19 protein-coding genes are annotated in these 17,640 nt (G+C 67.5%); 10 read left to right on the top strand and 9 right to left on the bottom strand.

What is annotated here, in order from left to right; genetic code table 11:
* Positions 1–96: 96 nt before the first annotated feature.
* On the bottom strand, positions 97–816 hold the full coding sequence (locus BKM74_RS03745) for an aspartate/glutamate racemase family protein (RefSeq protein ID WP_086464351.1): 720 nt from the start codon (positions 814–816) through the stop codon (positions 97–99).
* Positions 817–960: 144 nt separating this feature from the next.
* On the opposite strand from BKM74_RS03745, the gene BKM74_RS03740 reads away from it, so the two are divergent.
* The 7 genes from BKM74_RS03740 to BKM74_RS03710 are packed head-to-tail and all read left to right on the top strand — an operon-like array spanning position 961 to position 10,004.
* On the top strand, positions 961–2,121 hold the full coding sequence (locus BKM74_RS03740) for a phage tail tube protein (RefSeq protein WP_086464350.1): 1,161 nt from the start codon (positions 961–963) through the stop codon (positions 2,119–2,121).
* 32 nt (positions 2,122–2,153) lie between these two features.
* Positions 2,154–2,564, top strand: coding sequence for a hypothetical protein (locus BKM74_RS03735; RefSeq protein ID WP_086464349.1), 411 nt, complete (start codon positions 2,154–2,156; stop codon positions 2,562–2,564).
* The gene (locus tag BKM74_RS03730; RefSeq protein ID WP_456152409.1) at positions 2,561–2,896 is read left to right on the top strand and encodes a phage tail assembly chaperone; all 336 of its coding nucleotides are present in this window, start codon (positions 2,561–2,563) and stop codon (positions 2,894–2,896) included. The genes BKM74_RS03735 and BKM74_RS03730 overlap by 4 nt, the downstream gene beginning before the upstream one ends.
* On the top strand, positions 2,887–3,159 hold the full coding sequence (locus BKM74_RS03725) for a hypothetical protein (protein ID WP_086464347.1): 273 nt from the start codon (positions 2,887–2,889) through the stop codon (positions 3,157–3,159). Before BKM74_RS03730 ends, BKM74_RS03725 begins: the two co-directional genes overlap by 10 nt.
* 2 nt (positions 3,160–3,161) lie before the next feature.
* A complete protein-coding gene (locus tag BKM74_RS03720) occupies positions 3,162–5,675 on the top strand; it encodes a hypothetical protein (RefSeq protein WP_086464346.1) in 2,514 nt (837 codons plus the stop codon).
* A 27-nt stretch (positions 5,676–5,702) separates the two neighbouring features.
* Entirely contained in the window at positions 5,703–7,679 is a 1,977-nt protein-coding gene (locus tag BKM74_RS03715) for a phage head spike fiber domain-containing protein (protein WP_086464345.1), read from the top strand.
* A 54-nt stretch (positions 7,680–7,733) separates the two neighbouring features.
* Positions 7,734–10,004, top strand: coding sequence for a phage head spike fiber domain-containing protein (locus BKM74_RS03710; protein WP_086464344.1), 2,271 nt, complete (start codon positions 7,734–7,736; stop codon positions 10,002–10,004).
* 3 nt (positions 10,005–10,007) lie between these two features.
* Here the strand turns inward: BKM74_RS03710 and BKM74_RS03705 are convergent, their stop codons facing one another.
* The gene (locus BKM74_RS03705) at positions 10,008–10,301 is read right to left on the bottom strand and encodes a hypothetical protein (RefSeq protein ID WP_140056011.1); all 294 of its coding nucleotides are present in this window, start codon (positions 10,299–10,301) and stop codon (positions 10,008–10,010) included.
* Between the two features lie 64 nt (positions 10,302–10,365).
* Here BKM74_RS03705 and BKM74_RS03700 point away from each other — a divergent pair, with 64 nt between their 5' ends.
* The 3 genes from BKM74_RS03700 to BKM74_RS03690 are packed head-to-tail and all read left to right on the top strand — an operon-like array spanning position 10,366 to position 11,443.
* Positions 10,366–10,590, top strand: coding sequence for a hypothetical protein (locus BKM74_RS03700; RefSeq protein ID WP_086464342.1), 225 nt, complete (start codon positions 10,366–10,368; stop codon positions 10,588–10,590).
* Complete coding sequence (locus BKM74_RS03695) at positions 10,587–10,991, top strand: D-Ala-D-Ala carboxypeptidase family metallohydrolase (RefSeq protein WP_086464341.1); 405 nt, start codon at positions 10,587–10,589, stop codon at positions 10,989–10,991. The genes BKM74_RS03700 and BKM74_RS03695 overlap by 4 nt, the downstream gene beginning before the upstream one ends.
* A complete protein-coding gene (locus tag BKM74_RS03690) occupies positions 10,979–11,443 on the top strand; it encodes a hypothetical protein (protein WP_086464340.1) in 465 nt (154 codons plus the stop codon). The genes BKM74_RS03695 and BKM74_RS03690 overlap by 13 nt, the downstream gene beginning before the upstream one ends.
* Before the next feature lie 3 nt (positions 11,444–11,446).
* Here BKM74_RS03690 and BKM74_RS03685 read toward each other — a convergent pair whose 3' ends face one another.
* The 7 genes from BKM74_RS03685 to BKM74_RS18920 all read right to left on the bottom strand — a co-directional run bounded on the left by BKM74_RS03685 (position 11,447) and on the right by BKM74_RS18920 (position 17,639).
* On the bottom strand, positions 11,447–11,800 hold the full coding sequence (locus BKM74_RS03685; protein WP_086464339.1) for a helix-turn-helix domain-containing protein: 354 nt from the start codon (positions 11,798–11,800) through the stop codon (positions 11,447–11,449).
* Positions 11,801–11,809: 9 nt separating this feature from the next.
* Positions 11,810–12,061: a type II toxin-antitoxin system RelE family toxin gene (locus BKM74_RS03680; protein ID WP_086464338.1), complete on the bottom strand. Its 252-nt coding sequence runs from the start codon at positions 12,059–12,061 to the stop codon at positions 11,810–11,812.
* Positions 12,062–12,125: 64 nt separating this feature from the next.
* Positions 12,126–13,496, bottom strand: coding sequence for a TRAP transporter large permease (locus BKM74_RS03675; protein ID WP_086464337.1), 1,371 nt, complete (start codon positions 13,494–13,496; stop codon positions 12,126–12,128).
* Positions 13,497–13,581: 85 nt separating this feature from the next.
* Complete coding sequence (locus tag BKM74_RS03670; protein WP_086464336.1) at positions 13,582–14,169, bottom strand: TRAP transporter small permease subunit; 588 nt, start codon at positions 14,167–14,169, stop codon at positions 13,582–13,584.
* A 146-nt stretch (positions 14,170–14,315) separates the two neighbouring features.
* Complete coding sequence (locus tag BKM74_RS03665; protein ID WP_086464335.1) at positions 14,316–15,371, bottom strand: TRAP transporter substrate-binding protein; 1,056 nt, start codon at positions 15,369–15,371, stop codon at positions 14,316–14,318.
* A gap of 436 nt (positions 15,372–15,807) precedes the next feature.
* Positions 15,808–17,400 (bottom strand): DHA2 family efflux MFS transporter permease subunit, encoded by a 1,593-nt coding sequence (locus tag BKM74_RS03660; protein ID WP_086464334.1) that lies wholly within the window; start codon positions 17,398–17,400, stop codon positions 15,808–15,810.
* Complete coding sequence (locus BKM74_RS18920) at positions 17,397–17,639, bottom strand: HlyD family secretion protein (RefSeq protein WP_245825780.1); 243 nt, start codon at positions 17,637–17,639, stop codon at positions 17,397–17,399. The genes BKM74_RS03660 and BKM74_RS18920 overlap by 4 nt, the downstream gene beginning before the upstream one ends.
* Position 17,640 lies beyond the last annotated feature (1 nt).

Raw genomic sequence — 17,640 nt, 5'->3', positions numbered from 1 at the left:
AGTCCCACTGGGTGCCGGGGGTCCATGCTTCCGCTCACTGGATGCTGATCGAGCAGGCTGAACCTTGGACCCCCGCAACAAGTGCGGGGGTGACGGTCAGAGTGAGGAGTTCTTCTCTTTTGCAGACCCAACCGCCCGTCGCAGCGCGGCGCGGGCGAGCAGCCGGGTGGAATCGAGCGTCGGCAGCGGCGAATTGCCGTCATCGATGATGAGCGGGATTTCGGTGCAGCCGAGGATGACGGCGTCGCAGCCTTCCTCCTGCTTCAGCCGCCCGATGATGCGCTGGAACACCTTGACGCCGGCCTCGGTGAAGCGGCCATAGACCAGATCGTCCATGATCACGCGCATGATCTCATCGCGCTCCGCCACGGTGGGCTTCACGCAGTCGAGGCCGCGTTTGCCCAGCGCTACGGGATAGACATCGCTGTCGGTCAGCCAGCGCGTGCCGGTCAGGGCGAGCTTCTTAAACCCACGTGCCACGGCCTCGTCGGCCACCGTCTCGGCAATATGCAGCCAGGGCAGCGGCGAGCGCTTTGCCACCAGATCGAACGCCTGATGGATCGTGTTGTCCGGGGTCAGCAGGAAATCGGCACCGATGCGCGCCAGCTTCTCCGCCGAGGCCAGCATCAGGTCAGCCACGCCCTGCATGTTGCCGCGCTCCAGATGCACGACATAGTCGGACAAGGGCGGCGTGTGCATGCTGACTTCCGGATGGGCGTGCGGGCCGAGCAGGGCGGCGCCCTCGGCGCAGATGGTGCGGTAGCACAGGGCCGCGCCTTCCGCCGAGCAGCCGACAATTCCGATATGCAGGGTCATGCGGGCGGTTCCTCGTTCTTCGGTCTTGAGGGGCCAGCCTAACCGCCTGACGCCCATCGGGAAAGGTACAGCAACCTCTCAATTGACACCCGACCGGGTCGCCCTTTCGGCGGCCCTTTTCTTATCCCTGAAGGAGGGCCAGCGATGGCGGATTCCAACCGCGTTTCCCTGCGCAGCGTACGCGAGAGCGTGTGGGGCGAGACCCCGGCAAGCCCGGCGATGACCGCGCTGCGCATCACCGGCGAGAGCCTGAAATACCAGCTGCGCACTGCGCGCTCCAACGAGATCCGGCCCGACCGCATGGTCGCCGACATCCCGCAGGTCGGCGCCTCGGTCTCCGGCGATATCGGCATGGAGCTGAGCTATGGGTCCGCCGACGATTTCCTGATGGCGGCCCTGTTCGCCGATGACTGGCAGGCGGTCGACATCTCCGGCGACGACATCGCCGCCGATGCCAGCGGCGGGCGTTTTACCTCCAGCCTCACCGACTTCGTCGCGGAGGGTATGACGCAAGGCCAGTGGGTGCGCGTGACGGGATTCGCCACTGCCGGCAATAACGGCTTCTTCCGCGTGATTGCGGTGGAGACCGATGAGATCGCGGTCAGCCCCGCCCCGGCGGCAAACGAAGCGGCGGGCGCGACCATCGGCATCGATGCCGCGACCATCCGCAACGGCGTGACCCCGCACAGCTTCACGCTGGAGCGCGGCCTCACCGATGTCGGCGAATATTTCGCCTATCGCGGCTGCCTGCTGACCGGCGCCCGGCTGACCATCCAGGCCGGGCAGATCGCCACCGCCAGCTTCGGCGTGATCGGCCGCGACGCCGCCGTCGCCGGGGCCAGCATCGCCGCCAGCGTGACGGAGTCGCCAGCGTCATCCGTGCTGAACGCGACCCGCAATGTCGCCTCGATCCGCGAGGGCGGGGCGGAGCTGGCGGGACCGAATTTCGCGCGCTCGCTCTCGCTGAACCTCGCCAACAATCTGCGCGAGCAGATGGCGGTGGGCAGCTTCGGCGCGGCCGGCATCGGCCTCGGCCAGTTCCAGGCGACCGGGCAGATCGAGACCTATTTCGGCAACCGCGCGCTCTATCAGAAATTCCTCGATGGCAGCGATTCGGCGCTGTCCGTGCGGTTGGCCGACAGTGCGGGCAATGCGCTGATCCTCGATTTGCCGCGGCTGCGCTTCACCGACGCCGATGTCATGGCGTCCGGCCCGAACGAGGATGTGATGGCGCGGCTGTCCTTCGAGGCGATCCGCCACCCCGGCGAAGGCTTCGCCGCCGCCTTCCACCGCTTCGCGGCGTAGCCCTTCCTTCCCACTCCCCCAAAGGAACCCCCATGCACTCGATCTACGATCTGTTCGCGACCGACCCGAAGGCCGAGGCCGAGGAGGGGCTGGTGCTGGACTATGGCGCGTTCGGCCGCATCACCATCCGCCGCGCCGGCGGCGCCAACAAGGGTTTCGCCCGCGCGCTGGAAGCGAAACTCCGCCCCTATCGCCGGCAGATGCAGGCCGGCACGCTGGACGAGGCGGTGGCGGAGAAGCTGCTGGCGGAAGTCTATGCCGAGACCGTGCTGCTGGGCTGGCAGGGTATCCGGGACCGCGACGGGCAGGACATCGCCTTCACCGCCAGCGCGGCGGCGCAACTGCTGACCGACCTGCCGGAGCTGTTCCGCGACATTCAGGAACAGGCGCAGAAGGCGGCCAATTTCCGCGCCGCGGAGCTGGCGGAGACGGCAAAAAACTGAGCACCGCGCTGCGCTGGCGGCTGGACTGGGGCAGCCGGGCGGACTGGCTGGCCGAGGCCGCCGCCGAGCGTGGCGCGGATTTGCCGGCGGCGGTGCTGGACGAACCGGCGCTCGCCCCCGGCCTCGGCTGGTATCTCGACGCCTTCGCCGAGTTGGGCAGCTGCCGGCCTGCCGGCATGGGCGGGCTGGGCCCGATCCCCTGGACGGCGCTGGATGCCTGGGCGCAGCGGCACGGCATCGCGGGCGAGGACTTCGAGGCGTTCGCCGTCCTGATCGCGGCGTTGGATGCCGCCTGGCTCGCCCATATCGAGGAGCGGCAGAGATGCGCCTGACCGTCACCGGACTCGATGAGACCGAGGCCGATCTGGCAGCGGCGATAACCGAAACAAGCGACCACCTCGCCACGCATCTGCTGCAAGAGCTGCGCGCCGCCACCCCGGTCGAGACCGGGCGGGCACGCGACGGCTGGCACCTGACGGAGGCGGGCATCCGCAACGATGTGCCCTATGTCGGGCGGCTGAATGCGGGCTCCTCCCGGCAGGCGCCGGCGGGATTCGTCGAGGCCGCCATCGACCGGGCATTGGAAAGGGAATAGCGATGCAGAAAACCATCGAGATCGCGCTCGACATTCTGCCCGCCGAGCGCGGGTTGCGCACGCTGTCCCGCTCGCTGGCGGAAATCGGCGAGAGTGCCGACCGGCAGCAGCCCGCCCTGCAACGGCTGAGCGGCCAGATCGGCGGCATTTCCGGCCAGTTGGCCGAGCTGGAGCGCCGCAGCCGGCCGATGACCGAGGCGCTGCGTACCGCCGCCGAGGGCATCCAGCGCGGCTTTTCCGACGCCTTCACGGTGATCTTCCGCGAAGGACGGCTGCGCTTCGGCGACCTGGCCGACCACCTGAAGTCCGCCTTCGCGCGGCTGCTGGGAGAACTGGCCGCACTGGCCATCGCCCGGCCCGTGGTGGTGCCGGTGGTGGCGGGGCTCGGCTCGCTCATGGGCCTGTCCGGCAGCGCCGCCGCCGGGGTGACGGACAGGCTGGGCGGGTCTGGTCCCGGCCTCACTGACCTGCTGGGGCTGGGCCGCTCGCTGGTCGGCGGCGACCTGTTGTCATCCGCCCTGCCCTCCCTGTTCGGCGCGACGGCCGTGGGCCTCGGCGGCGGGGCGACTGCCACCAGCCTGGGCGTCTCCGCCGTTGCCGGCGGCATGAGCAATGCCGGCATCGCCACGGCGGGCTCGCTGGCCGGCGGTTCTCTGGCAGGGCTGGGCTCCGCCCTGTCGCTGGCGCTGCCGGTGGCGGGCATCGCCCTGCCCTTCCTGCTGGGCGGGCTGTTCGGCGGCAAGCCCAGCGACCATACCGCCTCGCTGCAAGGCATGGTCTCCGGCACGCTGCGCCCGACCGAGGATGGCGCCAATGCCGAAACCCGGCAGGCCCGCGACGCGCTGCAGGGGCTGGTGATGGGCGCGCTGTCCGAGGTGACGCGCGGCCTCAAGCTGCCGCTGCCCGACGATCTCTATCTCGACCTCGCCACCGGCGGGCGCGACGGCAACCGCTTCTGGCTCTACCGCACCGAGGAAGACCTCTATGGCAAGCCGGCCTCCGCCCGGCCCGACCCGCTGGCCAGCGGCAGCTTCGCCGATGCCGAGGGGCTGGTCGCCGCGCTTGTGGAGGAGCTTAGCGAGGCGATGACCGGCAGCGCCGTGACGCTGGAACAGCTCACCGCGCGCAATTTCGCCGACGCGGCGCGGCGCGCGGCGGACGGCATCCCCGACGCGCTGGACCAGGTGATCGCCCGTTTCCGCGAGCTGCGCGGCAGCGCCGAGGATCTGGCGGCGAAGGGGCTGATCGACCTCGATACCGTGCTGGCCGATCTGCGCCATGTCCGCGATGACGGGCTGGCGCAGGCGCTGTCCGGCCTCGATGCCGGCAGCTTGCGCGCGGTCATCGACTATTACGCCACGGTCGAGACGAACATCCCGGTGCTGCGCGCCGCTGAATCGGCACTGGCGGCCCTTGGCCAGACGGCGGAGGGCACGGCCCTGCGGCTGACCGCGGCGCAGCGCGCCTATGCCGATGCCCAGCTGGCTGCGGCCGAAGAGTATCTGCGCGCGATGGAGGATCAGGCGTCGGACTGGCGGCGCATGGCCGACAATCTCGCCCGCACGCGCCTGTCGCTGCTGACCGATGCCGAGCTGTCGCCGCTGTCACCCGCCGACCGGCTGACCGAGGCACGCCGCCAGTTCGACGATGTCGCCGCCCGCGCGCAGCTGGGCGACAGCGCCGCCATCGGGGAGCTGCCGGAGCTCAGCCGCCGGCTGCTGGAAGCCAGCCGCGCCTACCATGCCAGCTCCGCCGATTACTTCGCCGATTTCGAACGGGTGAGCGGCGTGCTGCAGGCGACCGAGAGCCTGGCCAGCCGCCAGCTCGCCATTGCCGAGGGCCAGCTTTCCAGCCTGCGGACCCAGACCGACACGCTGCGCCAGATGCTGACCGGCCAGCAGGTCCTCGCCACCAGCCTGGCGCAGCTGCCCGCCATCCTGCAGGGGCTGATCGCCGGGCTCGGCGCCAGTGCCGGCGGTGGGGGCGGTGGCGGGAGTTCAGCCAGTTCGGGCGGCGTCGCCTACCTTCCCGGCAGCTATGGCGAGAGTGCCTCCTCGGGCGAATATATGGCGGAAATCGGCCTGACGCGCTCGACCCGCGACGCCATCCTCGCCGGCCTCGGCCAGACGACATCCGGCGGCGGCACGGTGCGCGACCGCATCGATCAGGACAGCGCCTTCGCTGAGTCCTACCGCGCCGCCATCATCGCGGCCGGCGGTACGCCGAATTTTGCCCATGGCGGCTGGCATGCCGGGGGCTTGCGCCTCGTCGGCGAGCAGGGACCGGAGCTGGAGGCGACCGGCCCGGCCCGGCTGTTCACCGCCGGGGAGACGCGCCGGTTGCTGGCGCCGTCCTCCGGGGAAGATGAGGCTGCCCGAGAGACCACAAGCGAGGTCGCAGCCCTGCGCCGCCAGCAGGCCCGCGAGGCCGAACAGGCCCGCGCCGACCTCGCCAGCCTGCGCGCCGAGATGAGCGCCATCCGCCAGTCCCTCGGCCGCGTCATCGCGGCGGGGTGATCCCTCCCCCCACCACAGGAACATCCCATGCCGATCCTGTATCTGGCCGAGATCGCGCTGTACCAGAACGGCGCGGTGGAGACACTGCGCCTGGCGACCGGCCCGTACCGCACCGCGCCCGACGACCCGGCACTGCCCGATGTCGCGTTCCTGCCGCTGATCGTCAGCCCGCCCGGCTTTTCCGCCCATGCCTTCGGATCGGGCCGCACCGGCGGGCGCTCCACCACCGGCGCGGGCGAGATCGTGCTGAACAATGCCGACCGCTTCTTCGACCGCTATGCCGGGGCGGGCTGGGACGGGCGGCCCTTCCGGCTCTATCGCGGATCTTCTGACGCTCGGGCTGGCGGACGCTTCCATGAATTCGAACTGATCTTCGCCGGCACGGCGGAACAGGCGGAATGGCGCGATTTGCATGTGCACCTGTTCCTGCGCGACCGGCAGGCGGAGTTCGAGGTGCCGATCCAGCGCGAAACCTATGCGGGCACGAACAGCGGTGCGACCGGCAATGAGGGCACGGCGGACGACATCAAGGGCCGGCCGAAGCTGCTGTGCTATGGCCTGTGCCACAATGTGCCGCTGGCGCCCTTGAACACGGCAGCGCTGCGCTATGGCGCGCATGACGGCTCGATCTTCTCAGTGGACGAACTCTACGACCGGGGCGCGCCACTGTCGAAAGTGACCGGCACGCCCGCCGCTGGCCAGTACCGCGAGGATGTAACCGAGGGGTATGTCACGCTGGGCGGCAGCCCGGCCGGTACCATCACCGCCAAAATCTCCGGCGAGCGGCTGGAAAATCTGTTCCTGTGGTCGGAGCAGTTCATGAACCCGGCCTGGGTGAAGGATAGCGGCGTGGCGGTCGCAAACGACGTCATCACCGGCCCGAATGGCGGCGCGACCGCCGAGCGCATCGACATTCCCGCCGAGGAAGGCGCCGGCTTCCGCCAGAGCGTCAGCGTGACCGCCGGCCAGCCCTATACCTTCTCTATCTATCTGCGCAGCGTGGTCGGCACCGTGACGCTGGGCATGGGCATCGAGGATGCTACCAAGCAGGAAATCACGCTGGACGAAAGCTGGCGGCGATTCACCATCACCGAGACCGTCTCCGGCTCAACCGTCTCGCCCGGTATCTTCAGCCTGGGCAATGCGGCGGCGATTTATGCCTGGGGCGCGCAGATCGAGCTGGGCAGCGTAGCGAAGAATGGCATCGTCACCGGCGGCACGCCGCACCCATCCAGCTATACCGCACAGCCCGCCGACATGCTGCGCACCATCGCCGTCACCCGCTCCGAGCTGGTGGATTTCCTCGATCTCGACCATGCCAGTTTCCAGACTCTCAACGAGGCTACTTCGGGCATCGGCCTCGGCCTGTTCATCGACCGCGAGATGAGTATCGCCGAAGCCTTCGATCTGATCTGTGAGAGCATTGGCGGTTTCTGGTACTTCACCCGCAACGGGCGGCTGGCAGTCAGGCGGCTGGAAGCGCCCACGGGCAATCCGGTGGCCTCGTTCGACCGGTCGGTCGCGGCCAATCCGCGCCGCCTTACCACCAACGATGCCGGGCGTGGCCTGCCGAACCACCGCGTGGTGCTGGGCTGGCGGCGCAACTGGCTGGTGCAGCAGGGCGACCAGCTTGCCGGGTCGGTGCCGGCCGAACGCCGCGCCTTCCTGTCCGAGGAATACCGCACCGTGGCCGCTGCCGATCCTTCGGTGCTAACCGCGCACCCGCTGTCGGAGGAGCTGCGCCGGATGACGCTGCTGGAAGAGCCGGCGGATGCGGCGGCGGAGGCCGACCGGCTGCTGGCGCTGCATGGCGTGCGCCGCGACCTGATCGAGTTCGAGCTGCCGGTCGCCGCCTATTTCGCGGCCGGCGCGCCCTGGCTGGGCGACGAGATCGCCTACCGCGACGAGTGCTTCCTCGATTATGCGGAAGGCCGGCCACTGATCCTGCTGGGGGTGGAGGAGGATTATGAGGCCGACCGCATCACCCTGCAGGCCTGGGGGTGAGGTTCATCCCCTCCCCCCACTCCCCCCTTTTCTTGCAACCGGAACGGACCGACCATGGCGAACATGATCCTGGGCTGGGTGAACGAGGCTGACCGCGCGGACCTAAGCGGCGGGCGCTGGGCAACGGCGCTGCCGCAGGCGGCGCTGGCGGATGACCGTCTGTCGAAGGCGGCACGCACGCTGGGCAACCGGCCTGCCGATACGGCCATTGTGGCCGATCTGAGCGAGGCCAGGACCATCGGCCTGGCCGCGCTGTTCGGCGCGGTGGCGGCACCCGCTGCCGGTTGCCCGCTGGGCTCGGCGCGCTACCGCGTGCGCGCCAGCGACGATGCCCGCCTGACAGGCCCGCTGCTCGACCTCGATTTCACCAGCTATGGGCCGGAGGATCCGCGCATCGCCTTTGCGCGGTCCAGCCTCGCCACCCGGTTCGACCGCACCGGCCTGCTGCAGGGCTATGGCCTGACCGAGCCGCTGACAATCAACCTCGACGGGTTCGATCCGCCCGGCACGCTGGAATTGGTGCTTCAGCAGAAGGACCGCGACTTCTGGGTCGGCGAGGCAGTCAGGCTGGCCGACCCGGAGGATGCCGGCCGCTCTCTGGGCGGCACGCTGCTGACCTTCGACCGGGCAAGCGGCGCGATCCGCCTCGCCATCGACAGCGTCGCTGGCAGCGGCAGCCCTACCATCGCCTGGCGGCTGGAGAGCCTGGCTGCGCGTTACGGGCGGCGGCAGGACCATGACCCGGCCAGCGGCACGCCGCGCGGCTTCCTGATCGAGGGCGAACGGACCAACCTGCTCGCCCGCTCCGCCGGCTTCGGCGAGGCGGTGTGGACGAAGCAGGGCAGCATCGTCGCCAGCGGCGGGACGGCGCCGGACGGCACCCAGGATGCCGCCCTGCTGCGCGAGGATGGCAGCACCGGCTTCCACCAGATAACGCAATCCGTCACCGTGGCCGAGGGTACGATCGTGACGCTCAGCCTGTTCGTAAAACCGGCCGGGCGCACGCGCCTCGCCCTGCTGCTGTCCAGCGGCGGCGATTATGCCCAAGGCACATTCGACCTTGCCGCCGGCAGCGCCAGCACCGCGCAGGGCGGGGCCGGCACGGCGCTGTCGGCGCGGATCATCCCGCTGGCCGGGGGCTGGGCGCGTTGCGCGCTGACGGGTTCCATCGTCGGGGAGACAAGCTACCTCGCCGCCTGCCGGCTGTTGAATCCCGGCGGCAGCTACGAGGGCGATGGCACCAGCGGGATGCTGGTCTGGGGCGCGCAGGCCGAGGCAGGGCCGGATGCCAGCAGCTATATCCCCACATCCGGCGGACCGGCCACCCGCGCCGCCGACAGCGCCAGACTAGCGCTTGATATGAGTTTGCCGGAAGGCACCCTTCTGGCCGCCTATCGCAGCCGGCGCACCGGATCGGTCGCCATTGCCGGGCTGAATGACGGCACGGCGGACAATGGCATCGAGCTGCGCCACGGCGCCAGCGGGGCGCGGCTGGGCTCGATCATCGCCGGCGGGGCCGAGCAGGCCGCGCTGTCCACCGGCAGCCCCGCCGCCGATACCGCATCCATGGCCGGGATTGCCTTTGCTGCGGGGGATGTTGCTGCCACCGCCGATGGCGCTGCGGTTGTAACGGGCACGCCGGGCGCCCTGCCCGCCTTTACCGGCCTCGATCTCGGGAACCGCCCAAACGGAGAGACTCTCGACGGGCATCTCGCCCGCGTGCAGCTCTATGGCCGGCGGCTGACCGATACCGAACTGACGGGCGCCAGCGCCAGCCTCGCCCTGCAGCTTGGCCCCATTGCCTACGATTCCGGCTGGCTGGATGTCTGGCAGGGCAATTGGCGGCGCGAGGGTTATGCTGCCGTGATGCTGGCCACGCCACCGGACGTGGCGGCGCGCTACTGGCGCTTCGACCTGGACGATCAGGCCAGCCCCGACGGCTTCCTCGACCTCGCCCGGCTGTGGCTGGGGCCGGCGGTGCGCCTGTCGGTGAATTACGAATATGGGGCGGCGCTGGGCATCGAGGCCGAGGCCCGCATCGCCCGCGCGCAGGACGGCACGGCGCGCTTCGAGGACCGTGCCCGGCTGCGAATCGCCAGCTACCCCATCGAGCATCAGAGCGCGCAGGAAGCCTACCGCGTGCATCTGGAGCTGCAGCGCGTTGCCGGTCCGTCCGGCGAGGTGCTGGCCGTCGCCGATCCCGACGATACCGAATTCCGCGCCGAGCGGGTGTTCATCGCCCGGCTGCGGAGCCTGCGGCCGGTCGCCCACCGCGCCTTCCAGCGCTTCGGCACCGAGCTGGAGTTGGAGGAAAGGCTGAGCTAGCCCCTACTCCGCCTTGTCGAGCCAGGCGGCGGAGAGGAACACGCCATCCCTGAAATCGCAGCGCCAGGCGCGCCGGAAGCTGCCATCCGGCGAGACCGCCTCGGCCAGCACCGTCCAGTCGCCGCCGCGATGGGTGAGTTCCGAGGGATCGAAACGGACGTCGCGCGCCTCCGGCAAGGCGGCGCGCAGCGCGGCGAGGCAGGGTTTCATCTCGTAGCGCACCGGCTGGTCCTCCGGTTTCGAGGCGCAGCCAGCGAGCGCGAGGAGGCACATCAGGATCGGCAGAATTCTCGGCACGGGCGCGGCTCCGGGTGGCGGGCAGAAATCCCTAACACGAATCGACAGGAAAGCGAGGTCTCCCATGACACGCGACGAACGCGAGCGTCTGGTGACGCTGGAACAGCAGATGCGCGACAGCCGCGAGGATATGGCGGAACTGAAGCTGGATGTGAAGGCGATCCGCAGCGTGCTGGCCGAGGCGCGCGGCGGCTGGAAAATCCTGCTGCTGCTCGGCGGCGCGGCGGCGGCCATCGGCGCCGCCTTCGGCAAGCTGCTGGGCAGCGGTTTCGGGGGCGGCCTGCCGTGAGCTTCTTCGCGCACTGGTCGCAGGTGCCGGAGAGGCTGTGGCGCTGGCCGGATTTCGCGCCTGCCGAGATCGCCAGCCGGGGCGACGGCTCGATCCTGATCGCGCCCGACGCACTCGACCGGCTTCAGGCGCTGCGCGATGCGCTGCGCCGGCCGGTGATCGTCACCTCGGCCTACCGCGATCCCGTCCACAATGCCCGGGTCGGCGGCGCCCCCTTGAGCCGCCACAAGGCGGGCGACGCCTTCGACATCGCGCTGCGCGGCCACGACCGGGCGGAAATGCTGGAAGTGGCGCGGGCGGCGGGTTTCACCGGCTTCGGCTTCTATTCCAGCTTCCTGCATGTCGATTGCGGGCCGGCGAGACAGTGGGGCCAAAGGGGAGACAAGTCATGGACATACTGAGCTTCTTCACCTCGATCCTGACCGGCGGGGCAACCGGGTTGCTGGGCCTCGTGGCGTCAGCCGGCATCCGCATCCTGGAGGCGCGCGAGCGCCGCCGCACGCTGGAGCTGGAACTCGCCCATGCCGAGCGGCTGCACCTGCTGCAGATGGAGGCGAAGAATGCGGAGTGGGAGAATGAACGGCTGATCGCGGAGCTGACAACGGCGCGCGATTTGCGCACCGCCTCCTACGATCATGACCGCAGCTATGGCCGCGCCAGCCTGTGGGTGGTCAACATATTGCGCCTCGTGCGCCCGGCGCTGACGCTGCTGCTGATCGGCCTGACCGGTTTCGTGTTCTTCGAACTCTACAGCGACGAGGACCGCCGCCGCATCGTCGAGATGCTGGTCTATGCCACCACGGCGTCGGTCATCTGGTGGTTCGGCAGCCGCGATCTGGAAAAGGGGAAGTAGCCGCTACACCAGATCGTCGAGGTCGACCGACAGCACTTCGGCAAGGCGCTTCATGACGGCAAGGCTGCCTTCCTTGCGGCCGGTCTCGATCTCCGACAGATAGGCGGCGCCAATCCCGGCAGACGCGGCCAGCGCCCGCCCGGTCAGGCCGCGATGCCGCCGCCAGACCCGCACCGGATTCTCCCCGGCCAGCAGCCGCGTCACCAGCGCCGCCGGCACCATCTCGTCCCTGCCCGCCGCGATATCGCCGCGAACCTTCGACGCCACCGCAATATCGGCAGCATCAAGCAACCGCTCGTAATCCGAGAGCGGCAGCACCACAAGCGTTTCTCCGCCCGGCGTAACGATCTTCTGCATGGCCGCCTCCTAAGCGTAAATTCCGCCGCGCGGCCCGATATCAAGGATATCCAGCACAACGCCCCGGTCGTCCATGATGACCCGCCAGTCCCCCACCCGGAGGCGAATGAAGGGTGATCCCGCCAGTGCCGCCACATTGTTGGCCAGGCTTTCCGGCGATTCCGCAAACTGCTCGATCTTGCCGACGATGCGCCTGGCCTCGGTCGCCGGCATCCGTCGCAAGGCCTTCAGCGCCGTCCGGCTGTAGGCGATCTGCCTCACACCAATATATCGCTATGGGCGAACTTATATAGCATAAAATTCGCCATTGGAAAATATTCGTCCCCTAATCCAGCAGCAGGTTGGGTAGCCAGAGCGCCAGTTCCGGGAACAGGATGACGAGGCCGAGGCCGATCACCTGCAGGATCACGAAGGGGATGATGCCGCGATAGATCGCCTGGATCTTCACCTCGCGCGGGGCCACGCCCTTCAGGTAGAACAGCGCGAAGCCGAAGGGCGGCGTGAGGAAGCTGGTCTGGAGGTTCACCGCCACCAGGATGGCGAACCACAGCACCATGTCCTTCTGCGGCACATGCCCCTCGAAATCCAAGAGCCCGACGATGGGCGCGAAGACCGGCAGCACGATCAGGGTGATCTCGATCCAGTCGAAGAAGAAGCCCAGAAAGAACACCACCCCCATCAGCACGAACAGGATGCCCCAGGGGCCGAAGCCCAGCTGCTCGATGAAGTCGATCACCAGATCATCACCGCCCAGCGAGCGGAAGACATAGGAGAAGGCGGTCGCGCCAACGAAGATGAAGAACAGCATGCCGCCGGTCAGTGCCGAACGTTCGCAGACTTCCTTCAGCACCGCGAAATTCAGCCGCCGGTTGAACAGCGCCAGCAGCGTGGCGCCGAAGGCCCCCACACCCGATGCCTCGGTCGGCGTCGCCCAGCCAGCGAAGATCGACCCCAGCACCAGCATGATCAGCAGGATCGGCGGGATGAAGCTGCGCGCCACCATGATGAGCAGTGCGGCCGTGCCGTCCGGTCCTTCCTCGTCCGGCATCGGCGGCGCCATCTTCGGATTGATCGTGCTGGTGGTGGCGATATAGGCCAGATAGATCGCCGACAGCATGAAGCCCGGAATGATCGCCGCCAGGAACAGGCTGCCGACCGAGATCGCCAGCAGGTCGCCCATGATGACCAGCATGATCGAGGGCGGGATCAGGATGCCCAGCGTGCCCGAGGCGCAGATCGTGCCGGTGGCCAGCGGATGACTGTAACCGCGCTGCAGCATGACCGGCAGGGCCAGCAGCGTCATCATCACCACCGAGGCGCCGATGATGCCGGTGGTCGCCGCCATCACCGTGCCCATCAGCGTGACTGAGAGGGCAAGCCCGCCCGGCACCCGGCGCAGCAGCACCTGCAGCGCGTGCAGCAGATCCTTCGCCACACCGGATTTCTCCAGCATCGTGCCCATGAAGATGAACATCGGCACCGCGACCAGCACCAGGCTTTCCACGATACCGCCGAAGATGCGCGAGATGATGTTGAAGAACTCGATCGGCGAGAACACGTCGAAGACCACGCCCAGCGCGCCGAAGGCGAGGCCGATGCCGCCCAGTACGATGGCGACCGGCAATCCGGAGAACAGCAGCAGGGCCAGCGCCACGAACATCAGCACCGGAAAATAATCTTCGATATAGAAATCCATGGAGAATGTCCGTTTCGGCGTTAGGCGTTTTCGGCGTTAGACGGTTGGGCGGTTGGCGGCCGGGAAGACGGCGTCAGGCAATGGCTCAGCTGGTGACGGGCGGCTTGTCCGGCATCTCCATCTCGCTGGTCGCAAAGAGATGCAGCGACGCGCGTTCGCGCAGCCGCTCGGGGCCGAACAGATAGACCAGGTTGCGCAGGATCGAGGAGAGCCCGGCCAGCGCCAGCAGGGCAAAGCCCAGCGGCACGAAGGCCTTGATGATCCAGCGGTGGGTAAGGCCGGTCAGCGCCGAGGAAACCTCGTGCGACAGGTAGGAGCGGAGCACGAAATCATAGCCGAAATACAGGATGATGTAGCAATAGGGGGCGAGGAAGAAGACCATCCCGAAAATCTCGATCCAGGCCCTGGTGCGGCCGCTGAACCGTTCGCGCAGCAGTTCGATGCGGACATGGCTGTCCTTTACATAGGCGAAGGCGAAGCAAAGTAGGAACAGCACCGCGTGCAGATGCCATTCCAGCTCCTGCAGCTTGGTCGAGCCCAGCACGAAGAAGCGCCGGCTGACGACATCGAAGATGATGACCAGCATCAGCGGGATGGCCAGCCAGGCGGCCAGCTTGCCGACGGCGATCACGAAGCGGTTCAACGCGTCGCTGACCTTGATCAGGGTATCCATAATCCGTCCTTGAGAGTCACATACGGCCAACCCGGAACATCAGGCTGGGATATCAAGCGCTGGGGCATCAGGCGCCGGGGGAAAGGGAAAACGGCCAGGATATCGGGATAATCCTGGCCGTTCGCCGTTACGCGGTCAGCCGCGGCTTACTTCAGATAACCGACTTCCTTCCAGAGCGCGTAATCCTCGCGGAAGCTCTGCAGTGACTCCCAGGCCCGCTTGAAGTCCGGATCGGCAGCCTGTTCCTTGGCCACTTCCTGCCAGGCGGCTTCCAGCTGATTCAGAATCTCCGGCGACCAGGTGTGGATGTTCACGCCCTTGGCCTTCAGCTCCTTCAGCGCGCCGAACTGGATCGCCTCGCCCTCGGCGAAGCCATGGCGGATATTGTCGCCGCACACCGCCTCGATCTGCGCCTTCTGGGTCTTGTCCAGCGCGTCCCACTTCTCCTTGTTGATCATCAGGTCGAACAACGTCGATTGCTGATGCCAGCCGGGGAAGTAGTAATGCTTGGAAACCTGATGGAAGCCCAGCTTCAGGTCGATGGCGGGCATAGAGAATTCGGTGGCGTCGATGGTGCCCAGCTCCAGCGCCGGATAGATGTCGCCCGCCGCCAGCAGCTGCGTCGAGACGCCCATCTTCTCCATCACCTTGGCGCCCAGGCCGAAGAAGCGCATCTTCAGGCCCTTCAGATCCTCGGCGGTCTTGATCTCCTTGCGGAACCAGCCCGACGCCTCCGGCGCGATGATGGCGCACATCACCGAATGGATGCCGTTCTTGTGGTAGATGTCGTCGAAGATTTCCTTGCCGCCGCCGAAATAGAACCAGGCGAGATATTCGCCGGCATTCGGCCCGAACGGCACCGCCGCGAACAGCTGCAGCGCCGGCACCTTGCCGGCCCAGTAGCCCGGCGTCGAGAAGGCGGTATCGATCGAGCCCTGCGCCACCGCGTCGAACACTTCCAGCGCCGGCACCAGGGCGCCCGGCTCGAAGAATTTGATCTGGATGTTGCCGCCCGAGACCAGATCGATCTGGGCATCGACGCGCTTGGCCAGCGTGCCGAGCTGGGTCAGCGAGCCCGGATAGGTGGAGCCCATCTTCCAGCGGATGCGCTTTTGCGCCTCGGCATCGCCGACGCCCATCGCCAGGATGCCGCAGGCAAGGCCCGCGATGGTGGCGGTCTTCAGAATTTTGCTTAGAATCATCCCATCGTCTCCCTAGGTTCGTTTATTTGTTCTTGTTGGTTTTTTACGTATCCGGCTGGGGCCGGACACGGTCGCTCCCTGTAAGGAGGGTTGACATATTCGCAACCCTCTCATTCGTTATTGTGTGGCGAGCCTAACCGCAATTGCTATGCGCGGCAAGATTGTTTCTTGTTTGGAACAATTACAGTCTGTAAGTGTCGAAAAGCCACGAAAACAGCTTTCCTTACGGCTGCCCGCAAGGCTGCCGTATCCCCCTCTCCCGCCATCCCTGCCACCCGTCACCCCCGCATTTATTGCGGGGGTCCAGGCCTCGGCTGACTGGATGTTTGTCGAGAAAGCTGAACCCTGGATTCCCGCAACAAGTGCGGGAATGACGACAGAGTAATTGGCAGCTCGGCGCAATAAACCGTCCGTGCCGCTGCCGTTAAACCCGCCGTCAGTCGCGCCGCTTCTTCACCAGCGGCATGACGATCAGCGCGGCCCCGAAGGTGAGGCCGATCAGCAGCAGGCAGTCATTGAAGCTCATCACCAGCGCCTCGCGCTGGGCGAGCTGGAACAGCAGCTTCATCGCCGCCAGTTCGGGATCGCCCGCCACGCCCCCGGCGAGGCTGTCGCCCAGCCGCTCGGCCAGCCGGTCGATATAGGCCTGCACCTCCGGCCGGCTGAGCGTCAGATTCTCGCTCAGGTAGGACAGATGGTGGGCGCCGCGCTCCACCAGCAGCGTGTTGATGACCGCGAGGCCCAGCGCGCCGCCCAGATTGCGCATCAGATTATAGAGGCCGGCGCCGTTCTTCAGCTTGTCGGGCGCCAGTGTGCCCAGCGCCAGCCGGTTCACCGGCACGAAGCAGAACATCAGCGACACGCCGCGCACCGCCTGCGGCACAAAGAATTCCCAATAGCTCGATTCCGCCGTCAGGAAACTGTTCAGATAGAGCGCGAAGCAGAACAGCGAGAAGCCGAACGCCAGCATCAGCCGCAGATCCATCCGGCCCGACAGCGTGCCGACCAGCGGCGCGACGGAGAACTGGAAGGCGCCGGTAACCATCATGATAATGCCGATGTCGAGGGCGTTGTAGTCGCGCACCTGGGCAAGGAACAGCGGCGTCATATAGACCGAGCCGAACAGGCCGATGCCGACCACGAAGCTGAAGAAGCAGCCCAGCGCAAAATTACGGTCGCTGAAGGCGCGCAGATCGACAATCGGCTGGCGGTAGGTGAAGGCGCGCCAGAAGAACACGCAGCCAGAGGCAGCGGACAGCAAGGCCAGCCGGAAGATCGTCTGATCCTCAAACCAGTCGTTCCGCGGCCCCTCCTCCAGCACATAGTTCAGCGTGCCCAGCGCGGTCGCCAGCGCCACCAGGCCGGACACGTCGAGGCCACGCAGATAGGCCGGCTCCGGCTGGTCGATATCGATGCAGCTCCACACCGTCGCGGCGACGATCAGGCCGGGGATGATGTTGATGTTGAACAGCCAGTGCCAGCCCAGGGCCTGGGTGATGAAGCCGCCCAGCGTCGGCCCGATGGTCGGTCCCATGGTGGCGACCAGCCCGATGACGACCGAGACCTTCCCCATGCTCCGGCGCGGGAACATGGTGTAGGCGGTGGAGAAGATCGACGGGATCATCGCCCCGGCGAAGAAACCCTGCAGCGAGCGCGCCAGGATCATCGCCTCCAGGCTGGTGGCCAGCGAGCAGGCGAAGCTCATCACCGTGAAGCCCAGCGCCGCCAGGCTGAACAGCACGCGCGTCGAGAGGATGCGCGCCAGCGTGCCGGACAGCGGGATCATCACCACCTCGGCGATCAGGTAGGAGGTCTGGACCCAGCTGATTTCCTCGATGCTGGCCGACAATCCTGCCTGGATATCGGCCAGCGAGCTGGCGACGATCTGGACATCCAGGATCGCCATGAACATGCCAAAGATCATGGCGAAGAATCCGGCCTTCTGGCGAAAGGTCGGTGGCGGCCGGTCGGCGATAGCCGGGGCTGGGACCGGGGCGGGGGCCGGGGCTGGGGCGGGTGTGCTGCTCATTCTCCGGAATCGCGGATATCCACCGAGACCACGGCCGACAGGCCGGGGCGCAGCCGTCCCTTCAGCGGATGATCCTGCGGTAGGGCGATCCTGACCGGGATGCGCTGCACCACCTTGGTGAAATTGCCGCTGGCGTTTTCCGGCGGCAGCAGGCTGAACCGAGCGCCGCTGGCCGGGGCGACGCTGTCGATGCGGCCTTCGAGCGGCGTGTCCGGAAAGGCGTCGATGGCGATGCGCACC

Origin of the sequence: Oceanibaculum nanhaiense (assembly GCF_002148795.1) — a bacterium.
In the GTDB taxonomy this organism is placed as follows: domain Bacteria; phylum Pseudomonadota; class Alphaproteobacteria; order Oceanibaculales; family Oceanibaculaceae; genus Oceanibaculum; species Oceanibaculum nanhaiense.
This window is presented reverse-complemented; position numbering and strand designations above follow the sequence as displayed.

Excerpts from the sequence above, each read along its gene's own strand:
- BKM74_RS03690 (WP_086464340.1), top strand. The coding sequence starts at position 10,979 with ATGGACATACTGAGCTTCTTCACCTCGATCCTGACCGGCGGGGCAACC.
- BKM74_RS03740 (WP_086464350.1), top strand. The coding sequence starts at position 961 with ATGGCGGATTCCAACCGCGTTTCCCTGCGCAGCGTACGCGAGAGCGTG.
- BKM74_RS03725 (WP_086464347.1), top strand. The coding sequence starts at position 2,887 with ATGCGCCTGACCGTCACCGGACTCGATGAGACCGAGGCCGATCTGGCA.
- BKM74_RS03700 (WP_086464342.1), top strand. The coding sequence starts at position 10,366 with ATGACACGCGACGAACGCGAGCGTCTGGTGACGCTGGAACAGCAGATG.
- BKM74_RS03715 (WP_086464345.1), top strand. The coding sequence starts at position 5,703 with ATGCCGATCCTGTATCTGGCCGAGATCGCGCTGTACCAGAACGGCGCG.
- BKM74_RS03735 (WP_086464349.1), top strand. The coding sequence starts at position 2,154 with ATGCACTCGATCTACGATCTGTTCGCGACCGACCCGAAGGCCGAGGCC.
- BKM74_RS03660 (WP_086464334.1), bottom strand. The coding sequence starts at position 17,400 with ATGAGCAGCACACCCGCCCCAGCCCCGGCCCCCGCCCCGGTCCCAGCC.
- BKM74_RS03710 (WP_086464344.1), top strand. The coding sequence starts at position 7,734 with ATGGCGAACATGATCCTGGGCTGGGTGAACGAGGCTGACCGCGCGGAC.
- BKM74_RS03685 (WP_086464339.1), bottom strand. The coding sequence starts at position 11,800 with ATGCAGAAGATCGTTACGCCGGGCGGAGAAACGCTTGTGGTGCTGCCG.
- BKM74_RS03665 (WP_086464335.1), bottom strand. The coding sequence starts at position 15,371 with ATGATTCTAAGCAAAATTCTGAAGACCGCCACCATCGCGGGCCTTGCC.
- BKM74_RS03675 (WP_086464337.1), bottom strand. The coding sequence starts at position 13,496 with ATGGATTTCTATATCGAAGATTATTTTCCGGTGCTGATGTTCGTGGCG.
- BKM74_RS03720 (WP_086464346.1), top strand. The coding sequence starts at position 3,162 with ATGCAGAAAACCATCGAGATCGCGCTCGACATTCTGCCCGCCGAGCGC.
- BKM74_RS03745 (WP_086464351.1), bottom strand. The coding sequence starts at position 816 with ATGACCCTGCATATCGGAATTGTCGGCTGCTCGGCGGAAGGCGCGGCC.
- BKM74_RS03670 (WP_086464336.1), bottom strand. The coding sequence starts at position 14,169 with ATGGATACCCTGATCAAGGTCAGCGACGCGTTGAACCGCTTCGTGATC.